The following is a 23,737-nucleotide window of genomic DNA, read 5'->3' as shown; positions in this document are numbered from 1 at the left end:
TATAGGTGATTACATAGGAGAGGGGTCGTCTTCGTGTCATTTACCTTTGAAATGTTAGAAGATAAAGTAGAGTTTTTTGAAGCGGGAGACTTAGCTTCTTTAGAACGAAAAATTAGTGAACAAATCGATAATAATAAAGCACTTATGCTTGAAGTTCATCACATCTCGCATCAAATGGTTATGGATCCGGAAAGCAAAAGACCATATTATAGCGCGGTTGTTCATTTTAAATTAAAAAATTACGCTAACTAAAAAAGAGAAGCTCATAAGAGCTTCTCTTTTTTAGTTTAGAGTTTGAACAAGTACTGGTTTCCAGCCTTCATTGTCTACCCAATCAATATTCACATAATACTTTTTACCTGATTGTTTATCTTGTACGTTACCGTAAGCTTTATTCTTACCGTTATTTCCGATTCTATGAATAACTAATTGCTCTACTGGAACGTCAATTGCAGCTGAAATTGCTTGATTCATCTCATTCCAATCTGCTGTACCTTTTTTAAACGTCATCGCAGGTGTTGCACCTTGCTCTGTACCTACTGGCTTCCAAGAAGATTTCGTATAAGCGTCAGTTGCCTTTGGCTGTGTTTTTTCAGCTGGTACTTTCTCGTTAGCTTTCGCTTCTTCTTCAGCTTTTTTCTGTTCTTCTTCAGCCTTTTGCTTCTCTTCTTCCTTCTTCTTAGCCTCTGCCTTCTCTTGCTCGTTCTTCTTCGTCTCTTCTTTGCCTTTAGCTTTCTCAGCTTTATTCTCTTTTGTTGTTTGCTGAGCTACTTTTTTATCACTAGAAGCCGCTTGCTCTTTTGTGTCAGGAACAAACAATTGATATGCTACAATAGCTACTGCTATTAATACAATAGCAATTGCAATATTTAAAACACCGTTTTGACGACGTTTTTGTTGTTTCTGTTGAAATCTAGATCCTCCTGCCATTCTTCAAACCTCCATGCAGTTTTTCATACTTGCTATTGTAACATTAAATCTATAAAGGTTGAACATTTACAATAATATTTTCACGAAATGAAAACATTTCATAAATAATTGCAAGATTACTTTTCATTTTCTAATCTATGAATTACTTCTACCATTTCTGTAAAAACGGGTGTAACTACATTTTTGTTACTATCTGTTTCTATATCAACTACAACTAATGCATACCTTGGGTTTTCATATGGAAAATAACCTGCAAACCAGCGATTCACCTTTTCTCCTTTTCCTGTTTGTGCCGTTCCAGATTTTCCGGCAACGTTTAGTGGTAACGAACGGAACACTGTTCCCGTTCCTTTCTCCGTCGTTACAACACCTCTTAATAACTCTTGTAGTTTTTTCACCGTTTCATAAGAAAGCTGTTTCCCAGTTAATTTATGATTTTCAAATGTAAAAAAGTCAGTTCCATTTTTATATACTATTTTTTTTACAGCTTTCACTTCCAACTTCTCTCCATCTCTAGCAATTGTCGCCATCATATTCGCTATAGCTAGAGGCGACACGCGTACATCTTTTTGTCCAATCATCGTTTGAGCAATGGCTTTTCTACTAACTTTATTTTCTTCACTTTTCCAAATAACAGCATTCTTTTCTTCTGGCAATTGTTCAAATTCTGGTGTATGAAATACTGAACCTTTCCAACCAACCGTCTTACTTGCTCCTAGGGCCTCTATATACGTCTCTAACACTTCTCTATCCTTTTGTATTAGTTCATTACCTAATAGGGCAAACGTCCGATTACAGCTTCTAGCAAAGCTTTCCTTAAAGTTTAATGACCCCATCATAACTTGTGGAAGATTTTCACCGTATAAATCCGTATTACAGTTAAATACACGGTTAAATCGCACCAAATTTTGATCAATTACCGCCGCTGCAACTACTGTTTTAAAAACAGATCCAGGAAAATGAGGAGTTAACATTTGATTTTCAAGTGTTGCTTTGTATGCGCTCCTATCATTCATCTGTAAAGATGGCTTACTTACCATTGCTAAAACTTCACTATTTTTTATGTCTAGTAATACTAACCCACCTTTTTTTATTCCGTTTTCATTTATAATCTTTTCAGCTTGCCGTTGCAACGTTTTATGTAGCGTTGTTTGAATAGTAACTGGATAAAATGGATTTCCTGGTGAAGTGTATTTTGCCTGTTTCCCGAAAATCGGCTCTCCTTGCCGATCCACTTGATATAGTACTTTTGCCTCTCCATCAGTAAGTAAAAATTCATCAAATGATTGTTGCAATCCGGAAATACCAATTGGCGTTTGTTCCGAAAGTTTTTTCATTTCTCCATAGCGCTTTTGAAATTCCTGTTCATTCTCTCCTACATCACCAATTAAATGATTTGCCTCTCCCGTTTGCTTCAATCGAACTTCTGCTGCTACAATGCCTAAAGTATCTAACTGATTTACCTTCTCCATCTGCTCAACCGTTAATTGAAATGGGATATTCCCCCTTTGTAATATAAATGCTTTATTCTTACTTTTCATTTGCAGTCTTATCTCTTGTCTCGACAAACCAATGATATGCGAAATTTTCTCTAACATGTCATTTTTTATTTGTAAAAATGGAAAAATAATTAGAACTGGATATTTCTCTTCACCGATTTCCTTACCATTTCGATCTGTAAAGTGCCCTCTTCCATTATCTACTGTAAGTGATTGCGTTCGTTGCGTAACACTTTTTTCAATTAAATTGATATTTTGGTCAGTAAATGATTCCGTATCTAAAATCTGTATTTGGATTAAGCGACAAAGTAGTAAAAACATTACACTCATAAAACAAATTAAAACAACTGTAATTCTCCGTTTTATTTTCATAAAAAACACCTCGTCTCATGTAGTTTAGACGAGGTGTTTCATCTTTTATACAAATAAAAAAATCACCCGTTTTTACACGAGTGATTTTTACGTTATTTTACAGAGATAATCTCTACTTGCATTTCTCCGCCCGGTGTTTGAATTGCTACCTTCTCACCAATTTGCTTACCTAATAAGCTTTTTGCAATTGGAGAATCGTTAGAAATTCTTCCTTCAAATGGATCTGCTTCTGCGCTACCTACGATTGTGTAAGATTCTTCATCTCCACCTGGTAACTCTTTAAATGTTACTGTTTTACCTAATGTAACAACTGTAGATTCTTCACCGTTATCTGTGATGATAACTGCGTTACGAATCATGTTTTCTAATTGTGTAATACGTCCTTCTACGAACGCTTGCTCATCTTTCGCTGCATCGTACTCAGAGTTCTCAGAAAGATCTCCGAAGCTACGTGCAATCTTAATGCGCTCTACAACCTCTTTACGTTTTACCGTTTTTAAATCCTCAAGTTCGTTCTCTAATTTTTGCTTACCCTCTTGCGTCATTGGGTATGTTTTTTCTGTTGCCATATTTTCCACTCCTTTTATATACCAATCCCCCGAAAAAAAAGAGGAGTTCCATATGAAAACTCCCCCACTTATATGTATAGCGGAGGTTTCTAGCACGCCTGTACTAGCGGAGTTGTCACATACAACCCCGTATTCCCAATTCTTCTTTATATAAAGAAGATATGTATGGAAAGTTGATATAAATATGCCCTCACCTATATATAGATGAGGTTGCATGTTTCATTGTATTCGATAGGAAGGGAAAAAATCCCTTCCTATCGTATATCTTTTACTATGCTATTACAAATTTACTTTTTGTTCAAGAATTGTTGCAATTTTTGTCACCATAATATCAATTGCAACATGGTTTTGTCCACCTTCAGGGATAATAATATCCGCAAATTTCTTAGAAGGCTCAATAAATTGATTGTGCATTGGACGTACAACAGTTACATATTGATCAATAACTGAATCCATCGTACGACCGCGCTCTTTAATATCACGCTGCATGCGGCGCAGGATACGAAGATCAGCATCTGTATCAACGAATAGCTTAATGTCCATTAACTCACAAAGACGTGGGTCTTCTAAAATAAGAATTCCTTCTAAAATGATTACATCTTTCGGCTCAACTGGAATAATTTCTTCTGAACGCGTATGCAATGTATAGTCATATACAGGCTTATCAATTTGCTCATATGCAAGCAACTGCTTCAAATGTTCAATTAACAGATCATTATCAAACGCAAGCGGATGATCGTAATTTGTTTTTAAACGCTCTTCCATTGGTAAATGGCTTTGATCTTTGTAATAATAATCTTGCTCCAAGATTAAAATGGAATGACCTTTAAAATGGTCAAAAATCGCTTTCGTTACACTTGTTTTTCCTGATCCTGAACCACCAGCGATTCCAATTACAACAGGCTTATTCGTCCCCATTCGACTACCACTCTTTCTTATTGAAGTATGTTTTTGCGCATCATATTATTCACATACACTGGTTGATCCACTTTGAATTTCACGATTTGCAACGGATGTCTCGCTGCATCTAATTCGTTTCCATCCTCATCCCAAATTTTCTCCACCGTCTGCGTAAAGTTTTCTATTTCTGGTCCAAAGAACTCCACTTCATGTCCTGGTTTGAAGTGATTACGTTGCTCAAGCGTTACGATGCCCGTTTCTTCATTATAATCTAACACTAAACCAGCAAAATCATACGTTGTTTTCTTACTATGATTTCCAAACATTTGCTCTTGATGTCCTGGAACCCCTTCAAAGAATGCAGGAGCTGTGTCACGATTTGCACATTTATCAAGCTCATCTAACCACTCTTGTTTAAACTCAAAGTTATCCGGATCCGCACAATACGCATCAATTACTTTACGATATACAGTTGCTACAGTCGCTACGTAATGGATAGATTTCATACGTCCTTCAACTTTTAAGCTATCAATTCCAATTTCAATCATTTTCGGAATTGATAAAATTAAATTTAAATCTTTTGGACTCATCGCAAAGTGAGCATCTTCTTCTTGGAATAAAGGAAGCTCTTTTGCATCTTTATGTTGTGATACCGTTTGAACTAAATCATAGTCCCAGCGACAAGATTGACAACAACCACCACGATTAGAGTCACGCGCTGTCATATGGTTACTTAATGTACATCTTCCTGAATATGCGATACACATTGCACCATGGACGAATGCTTCAATTTCAATATCCACTTTGTCTTTAATTTCTTTCATCTCTTCATAGCTTGCCTCACGAGCTAATACAAGACGATGTAAACCTTCTTCTTTCCAATACTGTGCTGCTTTCCAGTTGGATAGCGATTGTTGTGTACTTAAATGCACCTCAACAGAAGGTGCTACACGTTTACATGTCTCAATAATAAGCGGATCAGCAACGATAATTCCCGTTACGCCAGCTTTTTCAATCCCTCTTAAATATTCCTCTAGCCCGTCCATATTTTCATTATGTGCAAAAATATTTGTTGTTACATATATTTTCGCTCCATATTTCTTTGCAAATTCAACGCCTTCTGCCATGTCTTCCAGCGTAAAGTTACCTGCATTCGAACGAAGACCAAATTCTTGTCCACCTAAATATACAGCATCTGCCCCATAATGGATAGCTACTTTTAATTTTTCTAAGTTACCCGCAGGGATTAACAGTTCAGGTTTCTTCACAATAACGCGTTTGCCATCGATCACTCGTGAAATTTCTTGTACAGTCATTTCCTACACCCTCCTCGTTTAGTAAACCGTCTCTTTAAAGAAGAATCCTGTATCTAACGGACGATTTACTGGTTGCATTTCTTCTATCTCTTTATATAAATCATCTTTCACATCATAATACGCATCACGATCTTCTACACATAAATCAATTGCTTTACGATATTTCTTCGTTACTTCAATAATGTATTCAGAGCTTTTTAGTACACCGTCGATTTTTAAGCTGTCAACTTCAGCTTCGATTAGTTCCTCTAATTCATCGATGAAACAGATATCGTTCGGACTCATAATGTGAGTACCATTTTCATCTTCATAAATTGGATATTTATTGTTACGCTCTGGGTCATATAAGAACATATTCTCTTCATATTTTTTCTTTTCAATGTCAAGATTACGTCCTTGATACTCAAAGTAGTTTCCTACTAATGAACGCTTTGATTGGAACATACAAGTCATACCGTGAATTTGTACTTCTAGTTCCACTTCAGCATTTTCTTTTAAATCAACAATTTCATCTAAGCTAAGCTCACGAGCTAATACAGCACGCTTCGCCCCTCTTTGTCCCCAGTAATTACAAGTGAACCAGTTTGTTGCTGTCGTTTCTGTATTCCAGTGCAACTGCATATTTGGCGCTACTTCACGAACAGCCATTAATACCGCTGGATCTCCAAAAACAATTGCATCTACATTCACTTCGTTTAAAAATGAAACGTATTCTGTTAATTCTTCTACTTTATCGTTGTGGAACATAGCGTTCATGGCTACGTATACTTTCACACCATTTTCATGTGCAATCTTCGCAGCTTGTTTTACATCTTCACGTGAAAACTCCCCTGCTAAACGTAAACCAAACTTTTGCTCACCGATCATTACCGCATCTGCTCCTGCTTTCGCAAGAGGTTCGATATCCGCCACCGCTCTTGGCGTTACTAACAATTCAGGTTTCTTCATACCTTGGTCACCCTCTCTTTTTACTAACAGCTACTCCATCACCAATCGGGAAAATCGTTGTATCATATCCTTCATGGTTCATAAGCCACTCATTGTACGTCTTAATACGACGGATTAAACCACGCGTACGTCTGTTTTCAATTTTCTCTTTTGTCGTTACAAGACCATGGTACATAACATTATCTGAAATAATTACGCCACCAGGATTTAATAACGGTTCATATAAGTCAAAAAAGCGAAGATACTGTCCTTTTGCTGCATCAATAAAAATAACATCAAATGTTCCATGTTCTTTCACTTGTTCACCCGTTTCTAAAGCATCACCATAAATAACAGAAATGCGATTTGTTACTGGGGAACGTTCTATATATTCAAGTGCCTTTTCATATCGTTCACGATTGCGCTCTACTGTCACAATACGCGAATTCGGAATAGCTTCCATCATACGAATACTAGAATAACCGATTGCTGTTCCAAGTTCTAAAATGCTTTTCGGTCCAATTAAACGTAAAAATTGCAGCATAAATTCCATTCCAAGTCGATCCATAATCGGCACATGGTTTTCTGTTGCATACTCTTCCATTTCAAGAATTAATTTATCTTTTGGATCAATAAATGATAATAGGTACTCGTTAACTGCATCCTCCATAATTGGTCCTCCTTATTTACATGGAGAAGTGCCTCTATGACGCGTCAATCTTTGTCTTTTCACACATAGAATGCAATAAAAATACAAGCCAGCTTCACCCTTAGCTTGTACGTCCCGTTTTGATATTAAAAACGATTCTTCTGCCAGTTTTTAACCCGATATATTTTACCACAAAAAAGAGGGATGTGCGACCTTTTTCGCTATCCCTCCCCATTTCACTGTTTTTTCGTAATGTATTTTTGCTTTAATGCATTATGCTCTTCTAATGTTTTCGCATAGTACACTTCACCACTTGGTGCAGCTAAGAAATAATAATAATCTGTTTGCGCAGGTTCTAACGCAGCTTCCACTGAATGTTTACCAGAGTTTGCAATCGGCCCAACTGGCAATCCTTTCACAACATACGTATTGTACGGTGAGTTTACTTTTAAATCCTCATATAATACGCGTTGTTTATGCTTCCCAAGCGCGTATAACACTGTCGGATCTGTTTGAAGTGGCATACCTTTTGCTAAACGATTATAGAAAACACTAGCGATTTTTTGACGATCTGTAAAGCCCGTTGCCTCTTCTTCAATAAGTGAAGACAATGTTAAAAGCTGATGAACATCCCAGTTTTTCGCTTTCATTTTTGCCTCGTTTTGAACAATAATGGCATTCGTTTTCTCAAGCATTGGAATTACGATTTCTTCTAACGTCGTATCTTTTTTATAGAAAGAATACGTCGCTGGATATAGATAGCCTTCTAACGGATATTTAATATTGCTATCAAAAATTTTATCAGTCAATAACTTCGGATACTTTTGCTGCATTTTTTGAACAAATGCTTTATCGTTTAATTGACGTACAACATCATCTTTATTCCACTTTAATTCTGCCGCAATCACTTCTGCAATTTCAGTTACTTGCGCCCCTTCTTTAATCGTCACTTTATATAGCGCTGGACGATGTACATTACCAGATGACATTTGTTCAACGATGTCATTTGCACTCATCGAAGGATTTAATAAATATGTACCTGCTTGTAAGCTTTTTGACTTAACCTTCGTATAAAAGCTAAAAACTGTACCGCTTTTCACAGCACCTTTTTCTTCTAAAATTTCACCAATTTTACTTGTAGATGATCCTTTTGGAATCTCTACTTCAATCTCTTTTTTATTCTCGCTATCAACCGGTCCTAAAGCCGATGAAATATATGCATAGACTGAACCACAAACTAAAAGCAGTGCAATAATCGAAAATAAAAAAATGCGTCTACGCTTCTTTTTCACTTGATTCTCTATCAAAACTCTTCCTCCTTATTCAATTGTAGGCCATATGTACATCTTTCTATACAACACAATGAAAAATCACAATAAACTTACCTATCATTTTTTTACAGATATTTTATTTTTCTACAATCCGTCTCATTATACTACAAAGGATTACACAGTTTCGACAAAAAATCTTTCATTTTACATATAAAAAAAGATGGACTATATATCGTCCATCTTCTCAATACTTATTATTCTGCTTCTTGCTCATCAGCAAGAGTGTTGAACATTTCTTGTACCATTTCCCACTCTTCTTCAGATTCGATTGGAAGTAAAGTTCCGCCCTCTTCTTCATTTTGCTCATAAGCCATTGCATCATAAATTTGGTCTCCATCTTCGTCTACTTCACCGATTGGAGAGAAGACTACGTATGATTTTTTGCCAAATTTTTCAGCATCAAAAGTGAAAACAATCTCACATAAATGTTCGTTACCTTTTTCGTCTACAATTGTAATTTGATTTTCTTCCATTTTGGTCACCTCTTATTTACTATCTAAAAATCCTTGTAAGATTACGACTGCAGCCATCTTATCGATTACTTGCTTTCGCTTCTTACGGCTTACATCAGCTGAAATGAGCAGACGTTCCGCTGCCATCGTCGACAAACGCTCGTCCCACATTACAACGTCTAATTGTAACAGCTCTCGTAGGTTTTCTGCAAATTGCTGGCACGCTTCACCACGCGGACCAATTGTACCATTCATATTTTTAGGTAAACCTACTACTATTTTGTCCACACCATACTGTTTTACTAACTCAGAAATACGGTCAAAACCAAAGTGGCCTCGTTCTTCGTTAATCCTGATTGTTTCCAGCCCTTGTGCTGTCCAGCCCATTTCGTCGCTCATTGCAACTCCGACTGTTTTTGTACCTACATCTAAACCTAATATCCGCATAAACTACTCCTCACGATGATGTTTCAAGTAAGACTTCACAAGCTCTTCAATTATCTCATCACGTTCAAGCTTGCGAACGATGCTTCGTGCATCTTTATGGCGAGGTATGTATGCTGGGTCTCCACTTAATAAATAACCGACGATTTGGTTAATCGGATTATAGCCTTTTTCTTGAAGTGCATCATACACAGTTAAAAGTACATCATTTACATGGACACTCTGTTTTTCATCTTGAATGCTAAACTTCATTGTTTTATCAAAACCGTCCATTTCAAGCACCTCACTTGTAAGTAGTAAGTATAGGGAGAAGAACTTCTCCTCTCCCTACCATTGTACACTACTATCTCTTTATTTTGAAACAGATTTAACGTACTCTTGTACAAACGCTAAAGCTTCCTCAACTTGAGCTGGGTTTTTACCGCCTGCTTGAGCCATATCAGGACGGCCACCACCGCCACCACCACAACGAGAAGCCACTTCTTTCACAAGCTTACCTGCATGGTAGCCTTGGCTAATTAAATCTTTCGTTACGCCAGCTAAAATGTTTACTTTGTCATCATTTACAGACGCTAATACAACAACTGCAGACTCTAATTTATTTTTTAGATCATCCATCATTGTACGTAAGTTGTTCATATCTGCAACATTTACTTTCGCCGCTAATACGTTCACGCCATCAACTGTCATTACTGAATCAGTTAAGTTTCCAGCTTCGATATTGCTTAATTTCGCAGCAAGAGATTCGTTTTCTTTTTGAAGTTGTTTTACTTCAGCAAATAAACCATCAACTCTTGTTAAAATATCTTTCGGATTTGTTTTCATTTTTCCTGCCGCTTCTTTTAATAAACCTACTTGATCGTTCATTAATTCGTATGCAGACTTACCAGTTACCGCCTCAATACGACGAGTTCCTGCACCGATACCAGACTCAGCAACGATTTTGAAAATACCGATAGAAGCTGTGTTATCAACGTGACAACCACCGCAAAGCTCTAAGCTATAACCGCCAACTTGTACAACACGTACCACATCTCCGTATTTTTCACCGAATAATGCCATTGCACCCATTTCTTTCGCTTCTTCAATTGCTTTTTGAGAAATCTCAACATCAATACTTTCCCAAATTTTTTCGTTTACGATACGCTCAATTTTTTCTAATTCATCAGCTTGTACTTGGCCGAAGTGAGAGAAGTCAAAGCGTAAACGTTCAGAAGTTACAAGAGAACCAGCTTGGTTAACATGCATTCCAAGTACGTCTTTTAATGCTTGGTGCAGTAAGTGAGTTGCTGTATGGTTTTTCACAACGCTACTACGGTTCTTCGTATCAATAACAGCTTTCACAGCCGCATCTTTCGTTAACGTACCTTCTTCTATAACTACTTTGTGTAAGTTTTGGCCGTTTGGTGCTTTTTGTACGTCTTTTACAACAACTTTTACACCGTCAGCAAGAAGGTAACCACGGTCTGCAATTTGTCCACCGCTCTCAGCATAGAATGGTGTTACATCTAGCATCAATTGTCCTTCTTCACCAGCTTGCAAGCTATCTGTGTATTCACCATTTTTCACAAGTGCAACAACGTTACTTTCTGTTGCAACTGTACCGTAGCCAACAAACTCGCTCGCTACTTTAACTTCACCAAGAACACCGCCTTGAACTTGCATAGAATCAACGTCTTGACGAGCAGCACGTGCACGCTCACGTTGTTTTTCCATTTCATTTTCGAAGCCTGCTTGATCAACTGTCATACCAGCTTCTTCTGCATATTCTTCTGTTAATTCAATTGGGAAACCATATGTGTCATATAGACGGAACGCGTCTACTCCAGAAATAACAGTTGTTTTTTCTTCTTTTGCTTTTGCAATGACTTCAGCTAAAATTGATTCACCATCATGAAGTGTTTCATGGAAACGCTCTTCTTCATTTTTCACAACTTTTGCAATGAAATCTTTCTTCTCAAGTACTTCTGGATAGAAGTCTTTCATTACTTCTCCAACAACCGGTACTAATTCAAACATGAATGGACGATTGATGTTTAATTTCTTCGAATAACGAACAGCACGGCGTAATAAACGACGTAATACATAACCACGGCCTTCGTTCGATGGAAGAGCACCATCACCAACAGCAAATGTTACTGTACGGATATGGTCAGCAATTACTTTAAATGCCATATCTTTTTCTAAATCGCCATTACGATACTTCTCACCAGAAATTGACTCTGTTGCACCAATCATTGGCATAAATAGGTCTGTATCAAAGTTCGTAGGCACATCTTGAACGATAGATGTCATACGCTCTAGACCCATCCCTGTATCGATGTTTTTCTTAGGAAGTGGTGTATATGAACCGTCTGGATTATGGTTAAATTGAGAGAATACAAGGTTCCATACTTCTAAATAACGCTCATTTTCTCCGCCTGGATATAATTCTGGGTCACTAAAGTCATTACCGTAAGCTTCCCCGCGATCATAGAAAATCTCTGTATTCGGTCCACTTGGTCCTTCACCGATATCCCAGAAGTTTTCTTCTAAGCGAATGATGCGCTCTTTTGGAACACCCATTTTCTCATTCCAAATTGTGAATGCTTCATCATCTTCCGGATGGATTGTAACTGATAGTAATTCTTTATCGAATCCGATCCATTTATCACTCGTTAAAAATTCCCAAGCCCAAGTAATTGCTTCTTCTTTGAAGTAATCACCAATTGAGAAGTTCCCTAACATTTCAAAGAATGTATGATGACGAGCTGTTTTCCCTACGTTTTCAATATCGTTTGTACGAATTGATTTTTGAGCATTTGTAATACGTGGGTTTTGCGGGATTACGCGTCCATCAAAATATTTTTTTAATGTCGCTACACCACTGTTAATCCAAAGAAGAGATGGATCTTCGTGCGGAACTAGTGAAGCACTAGGTTCTACTGCATGTCCTTTTTCTTGGAAAAAGTCTAAAAACATTTGACGAATTTGTGCGCCTGTTAGTTGTTTCATTGTATTTTCCTCCTTAAATATAAAAAACTCCCGCCCCTATAAAAGGGACGAGAGTTAACTCGCGATACCACCCTAATTATGAATTGATTATTATAACAATCAATTCATCACCTCATGGTGCCGTAACGTGGCAAGACGGCAGTGATTAGCTGCTCTCAGGATTAGCTTTCTGTTACCCTTCATTTAAAGCTTCTTTCAGCCAGTGGAAGCTTCTCTCTACAAATGGACTGTAACGTACTTGTTCCGTCATTGATTTAATGTATTATATGACTAAATATAATAGAATTCTCTTAAGTTTGTCAATGTAGATAATCATTTATATTGTATCAATTGTTTATTACTCATAGTTATTCTACTATTCATTCTTAACAGCCTTTTCATATATTATGCAACTCATTAATAAATCGTACTATCTTCATAGAAATATACATATAAACTTTTCTGAATATCACATTTTTGTTACAATTAAATTATTAACAGCAAAGGAGCGATTATTATGACATCCTTATTGAACAAAGCTAAAAATATATTGGCGACCGACGAAACAATATTGTTTTATGTGGCATGTTCATTAGATATATTTATATATCGTTCCGTCGCAAGACCAGGTCTGTTAATTTTAACGAACAAAAGGCTCTTCTTTTATGGACGAGATGTAAGTCAGAACCCAATATTTGAAGAGTACTCTTTCGCAAACATTTCTAATCTAAAAGAGCAGAAGCGGCTTTTCAGCAAGCAAATTGTATTTATGTATGATAATGAATGGAAAGAAATAAAACATATTCAAACAAATGATGTGGGCTCCCTCGTTCAAAAGTTACACGAGCAGCTCTCTAAATAAACATATGATTAGCCCTCTACTTTTATAAATAGAGGGCTTTTACATTACATATCTTCTCTTTTCCAAAGGGGTCTCACGTGAACAATTACTGTACGAATAACTGCTAAAATTGGAACCGATACTAGCAACCCCACAATCCCCGCAACCTCTCCTCCAACTAGTAATGCAAGCATAATAATAACAGGATGCATACGGAGTGACTTACCGACGATGTAAGGTGATAAAATGTTACTTTCCAAAAATTGCAAAATAGCAATTGTAATCCCTGCCTTAATGAGTAAACTCGTTGATACCGTTGCTGCAATCATCAACGTCGGAATCGCCCCTAAAATAGGACCAAAGTACGGGATTATATCCGTTACCCCAATAATAATGCCGAGTAATAATGGATATTTCATACCGATAAACCAAAAAGAAAGAACAGATACTCCCCCTAATACTAAACAAACAAATAACTGTCCTCGAATATAACTTCCGAGTGACTTATCAATTTCTTTCGCAAGCATTTGACCCGTACTACGCCATTTACTCGGGACTAGTTTCCAAAAGATATGATAAAACTCACCGTAATCTTTTAATATGTAAAATACAATGAACGGGATTAAGAAAATAATGAGTAACGAATCGAGTACACCACGAGCTGTACTCATCACTTTATTTAAAAGTGCTTGAATCTTCGTTTCTACACCACCAAAAATTTGTTTCACCTTTTCATGAATAAACGACGGAAAATTCGCCGTTTGTTCTGTGACCCCATCCATCCAAGAATCATACATTTTTGTAAACTGTGGAAATTGTTCATTAATTTCTTGCAACTGCTTAATAACAACGGGCGTTCCTTTATAAATCCCATAACCAATTCCGCCGAAGAAAAGTACGTAAATGAGCAAAATGGCAAGCGTGCGAGGCATTCCTTCTTTATGTATTTTTTCAATTAAAGGATGCAATAAGTACGCAATGAAACACGCGATAAGAAATGGTGTAATTGCCACTTTAAATACAAAAATAATCGGTGCCCATAATGGCTTAATTTTTAAAAAGACAAGCAAACAAAGAAAAATGAGTAACAATAATCCTAAACGATATATCCAAATGATTTTAAGATTCTTCACACGAAAAACCTCCTCCACCTTTATTTTGAAAATAAATAGGTTAGGTTATGTGCAAAAGTTTTAAAATCTTTTTATACAGACCATACTGTTTTTTAAAGACGGACATATATTTAACATAATAAGGACAACCACCCCTGAGAATGCAACATGAAACAATATAATCAGGAGGTCTCATTATGATTTTGTTGATGCTCGTATTATCAGCACTTTTTATGATTCTTGAATGGATTTGTATTGGGTTTGGTATTTGGAAAGGTTTCTTTATTCGTTCCTCGCGAAAAGAACGGGCGAAGCAATTATGGCATTATGGAATGCTTGGCGTTGGGTGCTACGGCCTATCTTATCTCTTCTCTGAAATTGGACTTTTATATTTGCATACGAGTGCATAAAAAAACTCCCTTATCATGAAGGGAGTTTTTTACGTTTATAAATAAGATTTAATCATCTTACGTGCTTTTTTCATATTGCGTTTTGAAAATACATCTTGCTTGCGAGCATATTGATATGCTGCAGCTCCAACACCTAATGCGATTAATGAATTGCGTAGATTCAAAGTAAATCCCCCTTTTCGTTATCCGATCGTTCTTTCGTTCTCATCAAATAAATCATCAAGAGAGCTTAATGAACCATCTTCCTCTACTTGATGCGTATGGATTTTCCCCTTTGAAACCGATAATTCGATATAACAATTCCAGCAATAAAATTGGTTGACACCTATTTTTCCGATGTCTTTCCCTTTGCAATTTGGACAAATAAACATATGGCTTTCATCTCCTTACAGTCTCCCAGATTCTATTCGCCATTATGTCCAAACCGCATTCATTTATACATTGCTGGAGCCTTTCAACGTTATACGTTTGAAAGTTTCACTATATAATTTCACCTTGTTACATGAAATCATACGGTGAAATGTTTTCCACGTCCATTTCCTCGCCATTAACCGTTACCATCTGCACCTCTCCTTGTGATTCTTGCAAGCGACCAGCTAAAGTCGTTTGACGCATTGCATCATCAAGGCGATTTACACCGGATTGAAAAGCCGCTTCCTCCCCACAAATAATAAGGAATTTCTTACTCCTTGTAATGCCCGTGTAAATTAAATTACGACGTAACATACGGTAATAGCTCTTTACAATCGGCATAATAACTATTGGAAATTCACTACCTTGTGATTTATGAATCGAGCAGCAATATGCATGAGTAATTTGATTTAAATCCGGCTTTGTATACGTTACTTCAATTCCATCAAATGAAACGATAATCATGTCCTGTTGCTCGACATTTTCTTTCGCATAAAACACCGAAACAATTTCTCCAATATCACCATTAAACACTTGGCTTTCTGGCTGATTGACAAGTTGCAGTACTTTATCGCCTCTTCGGTATACAACATCACCGTAAGCAATTTCTTTACTCTTTTCCCTTTTCGGATTAAATACTTGTTGCAACGCTTCATTCAGTACATTAATACCTGCTGGTCCGCGGTACATAGGTGCCAATACTTGTACATCTCTGGCACTAAAGCCTTTTGTCTTAGCATTTTCACAAACCTTTTTCACAACCTCAACAATTTGAGCCCCTGCACAGCTAATAAATGAACGATCTTTTTTATTTTGCGCTAAATCTGGCGGAAGCGTCCCGTCTTTTATCGCGTGGGCAAGCTGAATAACAGACGAACCTTCTGCCTGACGATAAATTTCTGTGAGTTTTACCGTTGGAATGGCACCTGCATTTAATAAATCTTTCAACACTTGTCCAGGTCCTACTGATGGTAATTGGTCTTCATCACCTACAACGATTACTTGGATGTTCGTTGGCAGTGACTTAAATAGTTGATTTGCAAGCCAAATATCAACCATCGAAAACTCATCAATAATGAGTAACTTCCCTTGAACCGGATCGGTTTCATTGCGCTGGAAAGAACCTTCTGGCGTCCAGCCAAGCAAACGATGAATTGTGCAAGCCGGAAGTCCTGTTGATTCACTCATTCGCTTCGCAGCTCTTCCTGTTGGAGCCGTTAATAATATCGGAAATGGATTATCATCACTATATTCATTCGGATTTAACGATAGTCCATGCAGCGATGCATACATTTCTACAATTCCTTTAATAACAGTTGTTTTCCCTGTTCCTGGTCCACCTGTTAATAACATCATCGGTTTATGAAGTGCCGTTTGAATTGCTTCTTGCTGAAATGGTGCATATTGGACATTCAGCTGCTCTTCAATTTCACCTAACGTCTTTAACACTTCAGCTTCAGGGAATGAAGGTGTTTCTTCTTGATTCATAAGCCTACGAATAGACTTTACAACACCTTTTTCAGAGTAGAACAACGATGCTAAATACACTCGTTCTTCTTCTATGATGACTTTCCCTTCACTTTGCATCATTTCAACGCAACCTATAATGTCTTCTTCCGTCACTCTTCCTTCTTGATTATTTAAAAGTGACATCGTTTCTCTTACAAGTTGATCTTTTCCCATATAAACATGACCGAGTTGCAGTGAAACATTCTCTAATGTGTAAAAACATCCCGCACGTACACGGTCATCGTGATTACCCGATATCCCTAGCGCACGTCCTATATCATCTGCTCGTCCAAAACCAATCCCGTCCACTTCTTCAATAAGTTGATATGGATTTTTACGAATCACTTCTAATGTCATTTCTTTATATTGCTGGTAAATCTTAATGGAAAGTTTCGTTCCAAAACCGTAACCATTTAAAAAGCTCATTACTTTCTCTAATCCTTGATGCTCAACAATCGTCTCATATATTTCTTGCGCTTTTTGTTTATTAACAACACCATTTAACGCCTCAGGGTCATCCATAATTTTAGAAATAGCATGTTCCCCGAGATGGTCCACAATTTTTTCGGCTGTACGCTTTCCGATTCCTTTAAATAAATCACTCGCTAAATATTGCACCATACCTGCTTTTGTTTGCGGCAATTCTTTCTTAAACGTTTCAACTAAATATTGTTTCCCATACTTTGGATGATCTTTAAAATGACCTGTTAATGTAAACACTTCATCTTCATGCATACGGGGAAAATGACCATTTATCATCACTTTTTTTTCATCGTATGTTTCATTTGTTTCAATGATTTTCATACTAACAACGGAATAGAGGTTTTCTTCGTTGTGGAAAATGGTATGAAGAACTTGCGCTTTTATAAATTTTTTCTCTTCCTCAAACAAATCCATTGCATGTTGATTTCCCATCTTTCCTCTCCTTTCCGAGTTCTTTTCACTTTAATGAGCAGTACATCCCCCACCTCTTTCATACTCTTTAGATGAGGGGTAACTGCGCATTAAACTATAATTTCACTTTATTCAGCTTCTTGCTCTAATAAACGAACGCCATTACCAGCTAAAAAGTGATCTGGCTGAATTTCAGTTGCTTTCTTAAATAAAGCAAGAGCTTTCTCATTATTTTCTTCAAATACGTACGCAACACCTAAATTATAATACGCATCTGCATGCTCTTCATCCATTTCTAATACCTTTTCAAAATAAGGTTTTGCCTCTTGAATATGTTCTAGTCGTGCGAAGCAAAGTCCGCATTGGAAAACAGCTTCTACATCACTTTCATCTAATTCAGTTGCTCTTTGTAAAAATGGCAGTGCAAGACGATCATTTCCAAGTTGCACGTGTGTGATACCTAACATAAACGTTACATCAGCTGATTGTAATCCAGCTTGCATTGCTTGTTCAAATACAGCCTTTGCCTCTGCAAATTGCTCTTGGCCGTAATATACATTTCCTAAGCCATAATAGGCAGCCGCAGATTTATCATCTAATTCTAATGCACGTTTGTAAAATAAAATTGCTCGCTCACTATCACCTAATACATCTAATAAATTCGCAAAGTTAATGTATCCAAGTGCATCTTTCGGATTTTCTTCAATTGCTTCCGTAAAATTTTTAGCTGCTTCTTCCCAGTTTCCTTCTTGCATATATTGAATACCTGTTTCAAGTTTGTTTGACATGTCCTTCACCTCTACAACAAATTATAACAAAGAATGTATTTTCCAAGCGAACGAAAATTCGCTTTATGTAAAAGAAACCTCTAACCGCTAATCGGCAGAGGCTTCTCGTTTATCCTAAATAATCTAATTTCTTACCACTACGGTATACTTCATCGATTGTAGCACCGCCTAAGCACTCATCTCCATCATAGAAAACAACTGCTTGTCCTGGTGTAATCGCACGAATTGGCTCATCACAAAGAATACGCACTGTATTTTCATCAACGATCTGAACCGTTACTTTATTGTCTGCTTGACGATAACGGAATTTCGCTGTGCATGTAAATTCTGTTTCTTTTGCCTTGTTACTTACCCATCCTACATTCGTAGCAATAACTTCATCACCATATAAAAGTTCGTTATGGAATCCTTGATCAACATATAAAATGTTGTCTTTTAAGTTTTTCCCAACAGCGAACCAAGGATCACCGTTACCACCAATACCAAGGCCATGACGTTGTCCAATTGTATAGTACATTAAACCGTCATGTTTTCCTTTCACTTCACCAGATAATGTTTGCATTACACCTGGTTGTGCTGGTAAATAGTTACTTAAGAAATCTTTAAAGTTACGCTCGCCGATGAAGCAAATACCCGTACTATCTTTCTTCGCGGCTGTCGCTAAACCAGCTGCTGTCGCCATTTCACGAATTTGCGGTTTCTTTAATTCACCTAATGGGAACATTGTTTTTGATAATTGCTCTTGGCTTAATTGATTTAAGAAGTACGTTTGGTCTTTATTGTCATCAACGCCGCGAAGCATTTTATATTCGCCGTCCATATAAGCAACACGTGCATAATGGCCTGTCGCTACATAATCGGCACCAAGCGCAATTGCATGCTCTAAAAAGGCTTTGAATTTAATTTCTTTGTTACACATTACATCTGGATTTGGTGTACGACCAGCTCGGTACTCATCTAAAAAGTACGTAAATACTTTATCCCAGTATTGTTTTTCAAAGTTTACTGCATAATACGGAATACCGATTTGGTTACACACTTCAATTACATCATTGTAATCTTCAGTTGCTGTGCAGACACCATTCTCATCTGTATCATCCCAGTTTTTCATAAAAATTCCGATTACATCGTAACCTTGCTCTTTTAATAAAAGAGCTGCTACAGATGAATCGACGCCACCGGACATCCCGATGACAACGCGTGTTTCGTGAGGTAGTTTGTTCATCATGTCACCTCCCATGCTAATTTTGTGTTAATCGCTTCACGATTTTCACTGTTTCGTACGCCGCTTTTTCAATTTGCTCTTTCGTATTTCCAAGTCCGAAACTAAAGCGTACGGATGAACGTATTTGATCGGAATCTTTCCCGAACATCGCCACTAATACATGTGATGGATCAATCGAACCCGCTGTACAAGCAGAACCACTTGATACTGCAATGCCAGCTAAGTCTAAGTTCACAAGGAACGGTTCAATGTTCATTCCTGTAAAACTTATATTCAACACGTGTGGTAAGCGATATTCCAAGTTTCCGTTTACCTCGAAAGTAATGTCTTCATTTTTGAAGACAGATACCATTATATCTTTAAACTCTTCATATTGGGCATTTTTTTGCTCACGAGTTTTTTCAGCTATAAGAATTGCATGCTGAAGCCCAGCAATACTAGGTACATTTTCCGTACCAGCACGGCGTTTTCTTTCTTGCTCTCCGCCCGTTAATAACGGTTCAAATTTCACATTTGCACCTGCGTATAGGAACCCTACACCTTTTGGCCCATTAATTTTGTGAGCTGAAATGGATAATAAATCAATACCAAACTCTTTCACATCAATTTCTACTAAACCGTAAGCTTGTACCGCATCTGTATGGAAATAAGCTTGATGCTCCTTCAGCAGCTTTCCTATTTCCGCGATTGGTTGCATTGTCCCTACTTCATTATTCCCAAACATAACAGATACGAGAATTGTCTCATCCGTTAATGCCTTTTGTATGTCAGAAACTTGAACACGGCCTGTTTCATCAACAGGTAAATACGTCACTTCAAATCCTTCACGCTCTAGCAATTCACATGTATGCAAAATCGCATGATGTTCCATTTGCGTTGTAATAATGTGGTTACCTTTATGACGGTTCGCGCGTGCTACACCTATAAGCGCTAAATTATCAGCTTCTGTACCACCGCTCGTAAATATAATTTCATTCGGATTTGCGTGAATGCTACGTGCACACGCGCGTCTCGCCTCATCTACCGCATGGCGCGTTTGACGACCATAAAAGTGAATGCTAGACGGGTTTCCGAATGTTTCTGTCATATATGGAATCATCTTTTCGACCACTTCTGGGTGAGTCGGAGATGTCGCAGCATGATCTAAGTAAATGCGTTCCATTAAATCTCCTTCTTTCCAAATCGTTTCACAAGGAATTAAATGTAAAACATATAGCCCCCGTGATTTTCTTCCTCATAACGTACTAAATCTTCTAAAGTTGTACTATCTAATACTTCTTGCACCGCGTCACGAACACGCATCCATAATTGGCGTTGTGCTGGTTCTTCTTCTTCGATCATTTCTACAACACTAATTGGCCCCTCTAATACACGGATTACATCTCCAGCTGTAATATTGGCTGGCTGATCAGATAATACATATCCACCATATGCACCGCGCGTACTCTTTACAAGACGAGCGTTACGAAGTGGTGAAATTAATTGCTCTAAGTAATGTTCAGATAAGTCATGTGCCTGCGCGATTGATTTTAATGAAATTGGACCTTCACCAAATTTTTTTGCAAGATCGATCATAATTGTTAAGCCGTAGCGGCCTTTCGTTGAAATCTTCATCTATTTGCACCTCATTTCAAATTTTCACTTCTATTGGTTATATCTTATTTATCCCGCTATTTGCGGGCAGTAAAGCTCCCACCTCAAAATTCGACTGGAGCAATGAAGTTAGGTGGGAGTCGGGCTGCCCATAAACGCCCAATTGGTGCGGGCTGATAATCGGCGGGGGATGAACAACCCCCACTGATTAAAGTTTCACTTTATAAAAGAACACAATTTAAAATCCTATGAAATTATAGCATAATATAGTATTATAAGAAATTTCAACTTGTGTATCAAAATGATAACATAAAATCACATTGAAAAACTCGGAAATTATTACAATTGAAAGAAAAATGAAAATATTAATATTCATTTTTCCCACAAAACAGCATCCTATTTCAAATTCCATAAAAAAAAATGATACGATAGAATGAGATTATATATTAAGGGAGACGGTCTAAATGAAACAACCACTCGCACATCGAATGCGCCCTACAAATATTCAAGAAATTATCGGACAACAACATTTAGTTGGTGAAGGAAAAATTTTATGGCGAATGGTCCAAGCGAATCATTTTCAATCTATGATTTTATACGGTCCTCCAGGCACAGGTAAAACATCAATCGCTAGCGCAATTGCAGGAAGTACTGGAACCCCGTTTCGCCTCTTAAACGCTGTTACTCACAATAAAAAAGATATGGAAGTTGTCGTACAAGAAGCGAAGATGCATCGACACCTCGTTTTAATTTTAGATGAAGTTCACCGTCTAGATAAAGCAAAGCAAGACTTTTTATTACCTCATTTAGAAAGTGGACTTCTTACTTTAATTGGTGCAACGACAAGCAATCCGTTTCATGCGATAAACTCCGCTATTCGAAGCAGGTGTCAAATTTTCGAATTACACGCACTAACAGAAGATGATATTTTAATTGGGTTAAAAAGAGCTTTAGAAGATAAAGAAAAAGGACTTGGGGAATATGCTGTAACGGTAACAGATGAAGCAATGCACCACTTTGCAAACGCCTCTGGTGGTGATATGCGTTCCGCTTATAACGCACTTGAACTTGCTGTATTATCTAGCTTCACTACAGACGATCGAGCGGCTGAAATCACACTCGAGATTGCAGAAGAATGCCTACAAAAAAAAAGCTTCGTTCACGACAAAGGCGGAGATGCTCATTATGACGTATTATCAGCATTTCAAAAATCAGTGCGCGGAAGTGATGTAAATGCAGCGCTCCATTATTTAGCACGCCTTATTGAAGCAGGTGATTTACAAAGTATTGGTAGACGCCTTCTTATTATGGCTTATGAAGATATTGGACTTGCTAGCCCACAAGCTGGACCGCGTACACTAGCCGCAATTGAATCGGCTGAACGAGTTGGATTCCCAGAGGCACGTATACCACTTGCAAATGCCGTTATCGAGCTATGCCTATCACCAAAATCAAATTCAGCTTATAAAGCACTTGATGCTGCATTACACGATTTACGTAACGGTCAAACAGGTGACATTCCAAGTCATTTAAAAGATAGTCACTATAAAGGGGCTGAATCACTCGGAAGAGGCATTGGATACTTATATCCACACGACCATCCAAATGGCTGGGTTCAACAACAATACTTACCTGATAAAATAAAAAACAAGCAATATTATAAACCGAAAACGACAGGGAAATTTGAACAAGCACTTTCTACTGTTTATGAAAGATTACAAAGTTCGAATAAAACGAAAAATAAAGGGTAACATAAACGAAAACGTCACCATTACGGAGGCTTCGCTTATGAAAACACGTCAAGATGCATGGACAAGAGAAGACGATCTCCTTTTAGCAGAAACTGTTTTACGACATATTCGCAGCGGAAGTACACAAATAAAAGCGTTCGATGAAGTTGGCGATACATTAAACCGTACTTCCGCAGCTTGTGGATTTAGATGGAACGCTGAAGTCAGACCGAATTACGAAGATGCGGTGCAGATTGCAAAAAAACAACGTAAAGAATTAAAACGTTCTGAAGCTAAAATAGAAAAAGAGCAGTTTACACAAACTCGGCAGCTCGTAATCGACGCTGAGTTTTCAGAAGATATTACGCCAAGTAAACAGGAACTTACAATGCAAAATGTCATCTCATTTTTGCAAAACATGGAACATAGTAACCCTTCAATCGCAAAGTTGCAAACTGAAAATGGTGTATTACAAGATCAGCTCACTTCCCTACAAAAAACGAATAATGAACTTGAAGCAAAATTAGCGGTACTCACAAAAAAACAACAAGCAATCGAAGAAGATTACGCAATGCTTGTTAGAATTATGGACCGTGCTCGAAAACTTGTTTCAGTTGAAGAGCAAGAGGAACAGATTGCTCCAATCTTCAAGACTGATCAAAACGGAAACTTAGATATTCTATATTCCGCAGAGAATTAAAAAACAGGGATGTCACTTTTTGACTAAGTGACATCCCTGTTTTTTTGATTCTCAATTCAACAGTAAATGAAATTATATTAACGGTTTTTCGAATATATCTATCACAACTTAAAATATATCAACGATTCGACAAGGAATATCGATTTAACGACAAAGATTGAC

General features: G+C 37.4%; 25 protein-coding genes and 1 other annotated feature. Of the genes, 5 read left to right on the top strand and 20 right to left on the bottom strand.

Annotated elements, in window-relative coordinates:
- The first annotated feature begins 33 nt into the window (after window positions 1-33).
- A complete protein-coding gene (locus JDS80_RS00730; RefSeq protein WP_199636790.1) occupies window positions 34-252 on the top strand; it encodes a DUF2536 family protein in 219 nt (72 codons plus the stop codon).
- A gap of 30 nt (window positions 253-282) precedes the next feature.
- Here the strand turns inward: JDS80_RS00730 and JDS80_RS00725 are convergent, their stop codons facing one another.
- From JDS80_RS00725 to alaS, 12 genes are all read right to left on the bottom strand, one after another.
- Window positions 283-930 carry a YrrS family protein gene (locus JDS80_RS00725; protein ID WP_071747418.1) on the bottom strand — a complete coding sequence of 216 codons (648 nt, stop codon included), beginning with the start codon at window positions 928-930 and terminating at the stop codon, window positions 283-285.
- A 116-nt stretch (window positions 931-1,046) separates the two neighbouring features.
- Window positions 1,047-2,801: a peptidoglycan D,D-transpeptidase FtsI family protein gene (locus JDS80_RS00720; RefSeq protein ID WP_199636789.1), complete on the bottom strand. Its 1,755-nt coding sequence runs from the start codon at window positions 2,799-2,801 to the stop codon at window positions 1,047-1,049.
- Between the two features lie 92 nt (window positions 2,802-2,893).
- On the bottom strand, window positions 2,894-3,370 hold the full coding sequence (greA, locus tag JDS80_RS00715; RefSeq protein WP_000179964.1) for a transcription elongation factor GreA: 477 nt from the start codon (window positions 3,368-3,370) through the stop codon (window positions 2,894-2,896).
- A gap of 279 nt (window positions 3,371-3,649) precedes the next feature.
- Window positions 3,650-4,288 carry a uridine kinase gene (udk, locus tag JDS80_RS00710; RefSeq protein WP_071747420.1) on the bottom strand — a complete coding sequence of 213 codons (639 nt, stop codon included), beginning with the start codon at window positions 4,286-4,288 and terminating at the stop codon, window positions 3,650-3,652.
- A 17-nt stretch (window positions 4,289-4,305) separates the two neighbouring features.
- Window positions 4,306-5,586, bottom strand: coding sequence for a peptidase U32 family protein (locus JDS80_RS00705; RefSeq protein WP_071747421.1), 1,281 nt, complete (start codon window positions 5,584-5,586; stop codon window positions 4,306-4,308).
- Window positions 5,587-5,604: 18 nt separating this feature from the next.
- The gene (locus JDS80_RS00700) at window positions 5,605-6,534 is read right to left on the bottom strand and encodes a peptidase U32 family protein (RefSeq protein ID WP_071747422.1); all 930 of its coding nucleotides are present in this window, start codon (window positions 6,532-6,534) and stop codon (window positions 5,605-5,607) included.
- A 7-nt stretch (window positions 6,535-6,541) separates the two neighbouring features.
- Window positions 6,542-7,183: an O-methyltransferase gene (locus tag JDS80_RS00695; protein ID WP_199636788.1), complete on the bottom strand. Its 642-nt coding sequence runs from the start codon at window positions 7,181-7,183 to the stop codon at window positions 6,542-6,544.
- Between the two features lie 215 nt (window positions 7,184-7,398).
- The gene (gene mltG / locus JDS80_RS00690; protein WP_199636787.1) at window positions 7,399-8,469 is read right to left on the bottom strand and encodes an endolytic transglycosylase MltG; all 1,071 of its coding nucleotides are present in this window, start codon (window positions 8,467-8,469) and stop codon (window positions 7,399-7,401) included.
- 218 nt (window positions 8,470-8,687) lie between these two features.
- Window positions 8,688-8,966 carry a DUF1292 domain-containing protein gene (locus JDS80_RS00685; protein WP_000392249.1) on the bottom strand — a complete coding sequence of 93 codons (279 nt, stop codon included), beginning with the start codon at window positions 8,964-8,966 and terminating at the stop codon, window positions 8,688-8,690.
- Between the two features lie 12 nt (window positions 8,967-8,978).
- The gene (gene ruvX, locus JDS80_RS00680) at window positions 8,979-9,392 is read right to left on the bottom strand and encodes a Holliday junction resolvase RuvX (RefSeq protein ID WP_071747425.1); all 414 of its coding nucleotides are present in this window, start codon (window positions 9,390-9,392) and stop codon (window positions 8,979-8,981) included.
- A 3-nt stretch (window positions 9,393-9,395) separates the two neighbouring features.
- Entirely contained in the window at window positions 9,396-9,662 is a 267-nt protein-coding gene (locus JDS80_RS00675; RefSeq protein ID WP_000348591.1) for an IreB family regulatory phosphoprotein, read from the bottom strand.
- 78 nt (window positions 9,663-9,740) lie between these two features.
- The gene (gene alaS / locus JDS80_RS00670) at window positions 9,741-12,383 is read right to left on the bottom strand and encodes an alanine--tRNA ligase (RefSeq protein ID WP_199636785.1); all 2,643 of its coding nucleotides are present in this window, start codon (window positions 12,381-12,383) and stop codon (window positions 9,741-9,743) included.
- Window positions 12,384-12,423: 40 nt separating this feature from the next.
- Window positions 12,424-12,642: a binding site (T-box leader), on the bottom strand.
- 237 nt (window positions 12,643-12,879) lie between these two features.
- Here alaS and JDS80_RS00665 point away from each other — a divergent pair.
- Entirely contained in the window at window positions 12,880-13,224 is a 345-nt protein-coding gene (locus tag JDS80_RS00665; protein WP_199636784.1) for a PH domain-containing protein, read from the top strand.
- Between the two features lie 44 nt (window positions 13,225-13,268).
- On the opposite strand, the gene JDS80_RS00660 is transcribed toward JDS80_RS00665, so the two are convergent.
- Window positions 13,269-14,336: an AI-2E family transporter gene (locus JDS80_RS00660; RefSeq protein WP_199636783.1), complete on the bottom strand. Its 1,068-nt coding sequence runs from the start codon at window positions 14,334-14,336 to the stop codon at window positions 13,269-13,271.
- Window positions 14,337-14,512: 176 nt separating this feature from the next.
- Between JDS80_RS00660 and JDS80_RS00655 the strand changes: the two genes are divergently transcribed.
- Entirely contained in the window at window positions 14,513-14,725 is a 213-nt protein-coding gene (locus JDS80_RS00655) for a hypothetical protein (RefSeq protein ID WP_071747429.1), read from the top strand.
- A 35-nt stretch (window positions 14,726-14,760) separates the two neighbouring features.
- Here JDS80_RS00655 and JDS80_RS00650 read toward each other — a convergent pair whose 3' ends face one another.
- The 7 genes from JDS80_RS00650 to cymR all read right to left on the bottom strand — a co-directional run bounded on the left by JDS80_RS00650 (window position 14,761) and on the right by cymR (window position 21,166).
- Window positions 14,761-14,889: a YrzQ family protein gene (locus JDS80_RS00650; protein WP_001053553.1), complete on the bottom strand. Its 129-nt coding sequence runs from the start codon at window positions 14,887-14,889 to the stop codon at window positions 14,761-14,763.
- 18 nt (window positions 14,890-14,907) lie between these two features.
- Window positions 14,908-15,096, bottom strand: coding sequence for a hypothetical protein (locus JDS80_RS00645; protein WP_000469281.1), 189 nt, complete (start codon window positions 15,094-15,096; stop codon window positions 14,908-14,910).
- 127 nt (window positions 15,097-15,223) lie between these two features.
- The gene (gene recD2, locus JDS80_RS00640) at window positions 15,224-17,560 is read right to left on the bottom strand and encodes an SF1B family DNA helicase RecD2 (protein WP_071747430.1); all 2,337 of its coding nucleotides are present in this window, start codon (window positions 17,558-17,560) and stop codon (window positions 15,224-15,226) included.
- A gap of 107 nt (window positions 17,561-17,667) precedes the next feature.
- Window positions 17,668-18,327, bottom strand: a complete 660-nt coding sequence (locus JDS80_RS00635) for a tetratricopeptide repeat protein (RefSeq protein ID WP_097810848.1) — start codon at window positions 18,325-18,327, stop codon at window positions 17,668-17,670.
- Between the two features lie 109 nt (window positions 18,328-18,436).
- Entirely contained in the window at window positions 18,437-19,552 is a 1,116-nt protein-coding gene (mnmA, locus tag JDS80_RS00630; protein ID WP_071747432.1) for a tRNA 2-thiouridine(34) synthase MnmA, read from the bottom strand.
- Between the two features lie 16 nt (window positions 19,553-19,568).
- Complete coding sequence (locus JDS80_RS00625; RefSeq protein ID WP_199636782.1) at window positions 19,569-20,714, bottom strand: cysteine desulfurase family protein; 1,146 nt, start codon at window positions 20,712-20,714, stop codon at window positions 19,569-19,571.
- A 35-nt stretch (window positions 20,715-20,749) separates the two neighbouring features.
- Window positions 20,750-21,166, bottom strand: coding sequence for a cysteine metabolism transcriptional regulator CymR (cymR, locus tag JDS80_RS00620; RefSeq protein WP_000704116.1), 417 nt, complete (start codon window positions 21,164-21,166; stop codon window positions 20,750-20,752).
- 443 nt (window positions 21,167-21,609) lie between these two features.
- On the opposite strand from cymR, the gene JDS80_RS00615 reads away from it, so the two are divergent.
- Together JDS80_RS00615 and JDS80_RS00610 are read left to right on the top strand one after the other, a co-directional pair.
- Window positions 21,610-22,896 (top strand): replication-associated recombination protein A, encoded by a 1,287-nt coding sequence (locus JDS80_RS00615; protein ID WP_199636780.1) that lies wholly within the window; start codon window positions 21,610-21,612, stop codon window positions 22,894-22,896.
- A gap of 37 nt (window positions 22,897-22,933) precedes the next feature.
- On the top strand, window positions 22,934-23,575 hold the full coding sequence (locus JDS80_RS00610) for an RsfA family transcriptional regulator (protein ID WP_199636779.1): 642 nt from the start codon (window positions 22,934-22,936) through the stop codon (window positions 23,573-23,575).
- The last annotated feature ends 162 nt before the right edge of the window (window positions 23,576-23,737 follow it).

The organism is Bacillus cereus group sp. N8 (assembly GCF_016483685.1).
GTDB classification, from domain to species: Bacteria; Bacillota; Bacilli; order Bacillales; family Bacillaceae_G; genus Bacillus_A; species Bacillus_A proteolyticus.
The sequence above is the reverse complement of the archived record's forward strand: the minus strand, read 5'-3'. Positions and strand labels throughout refer to the sequence as shown.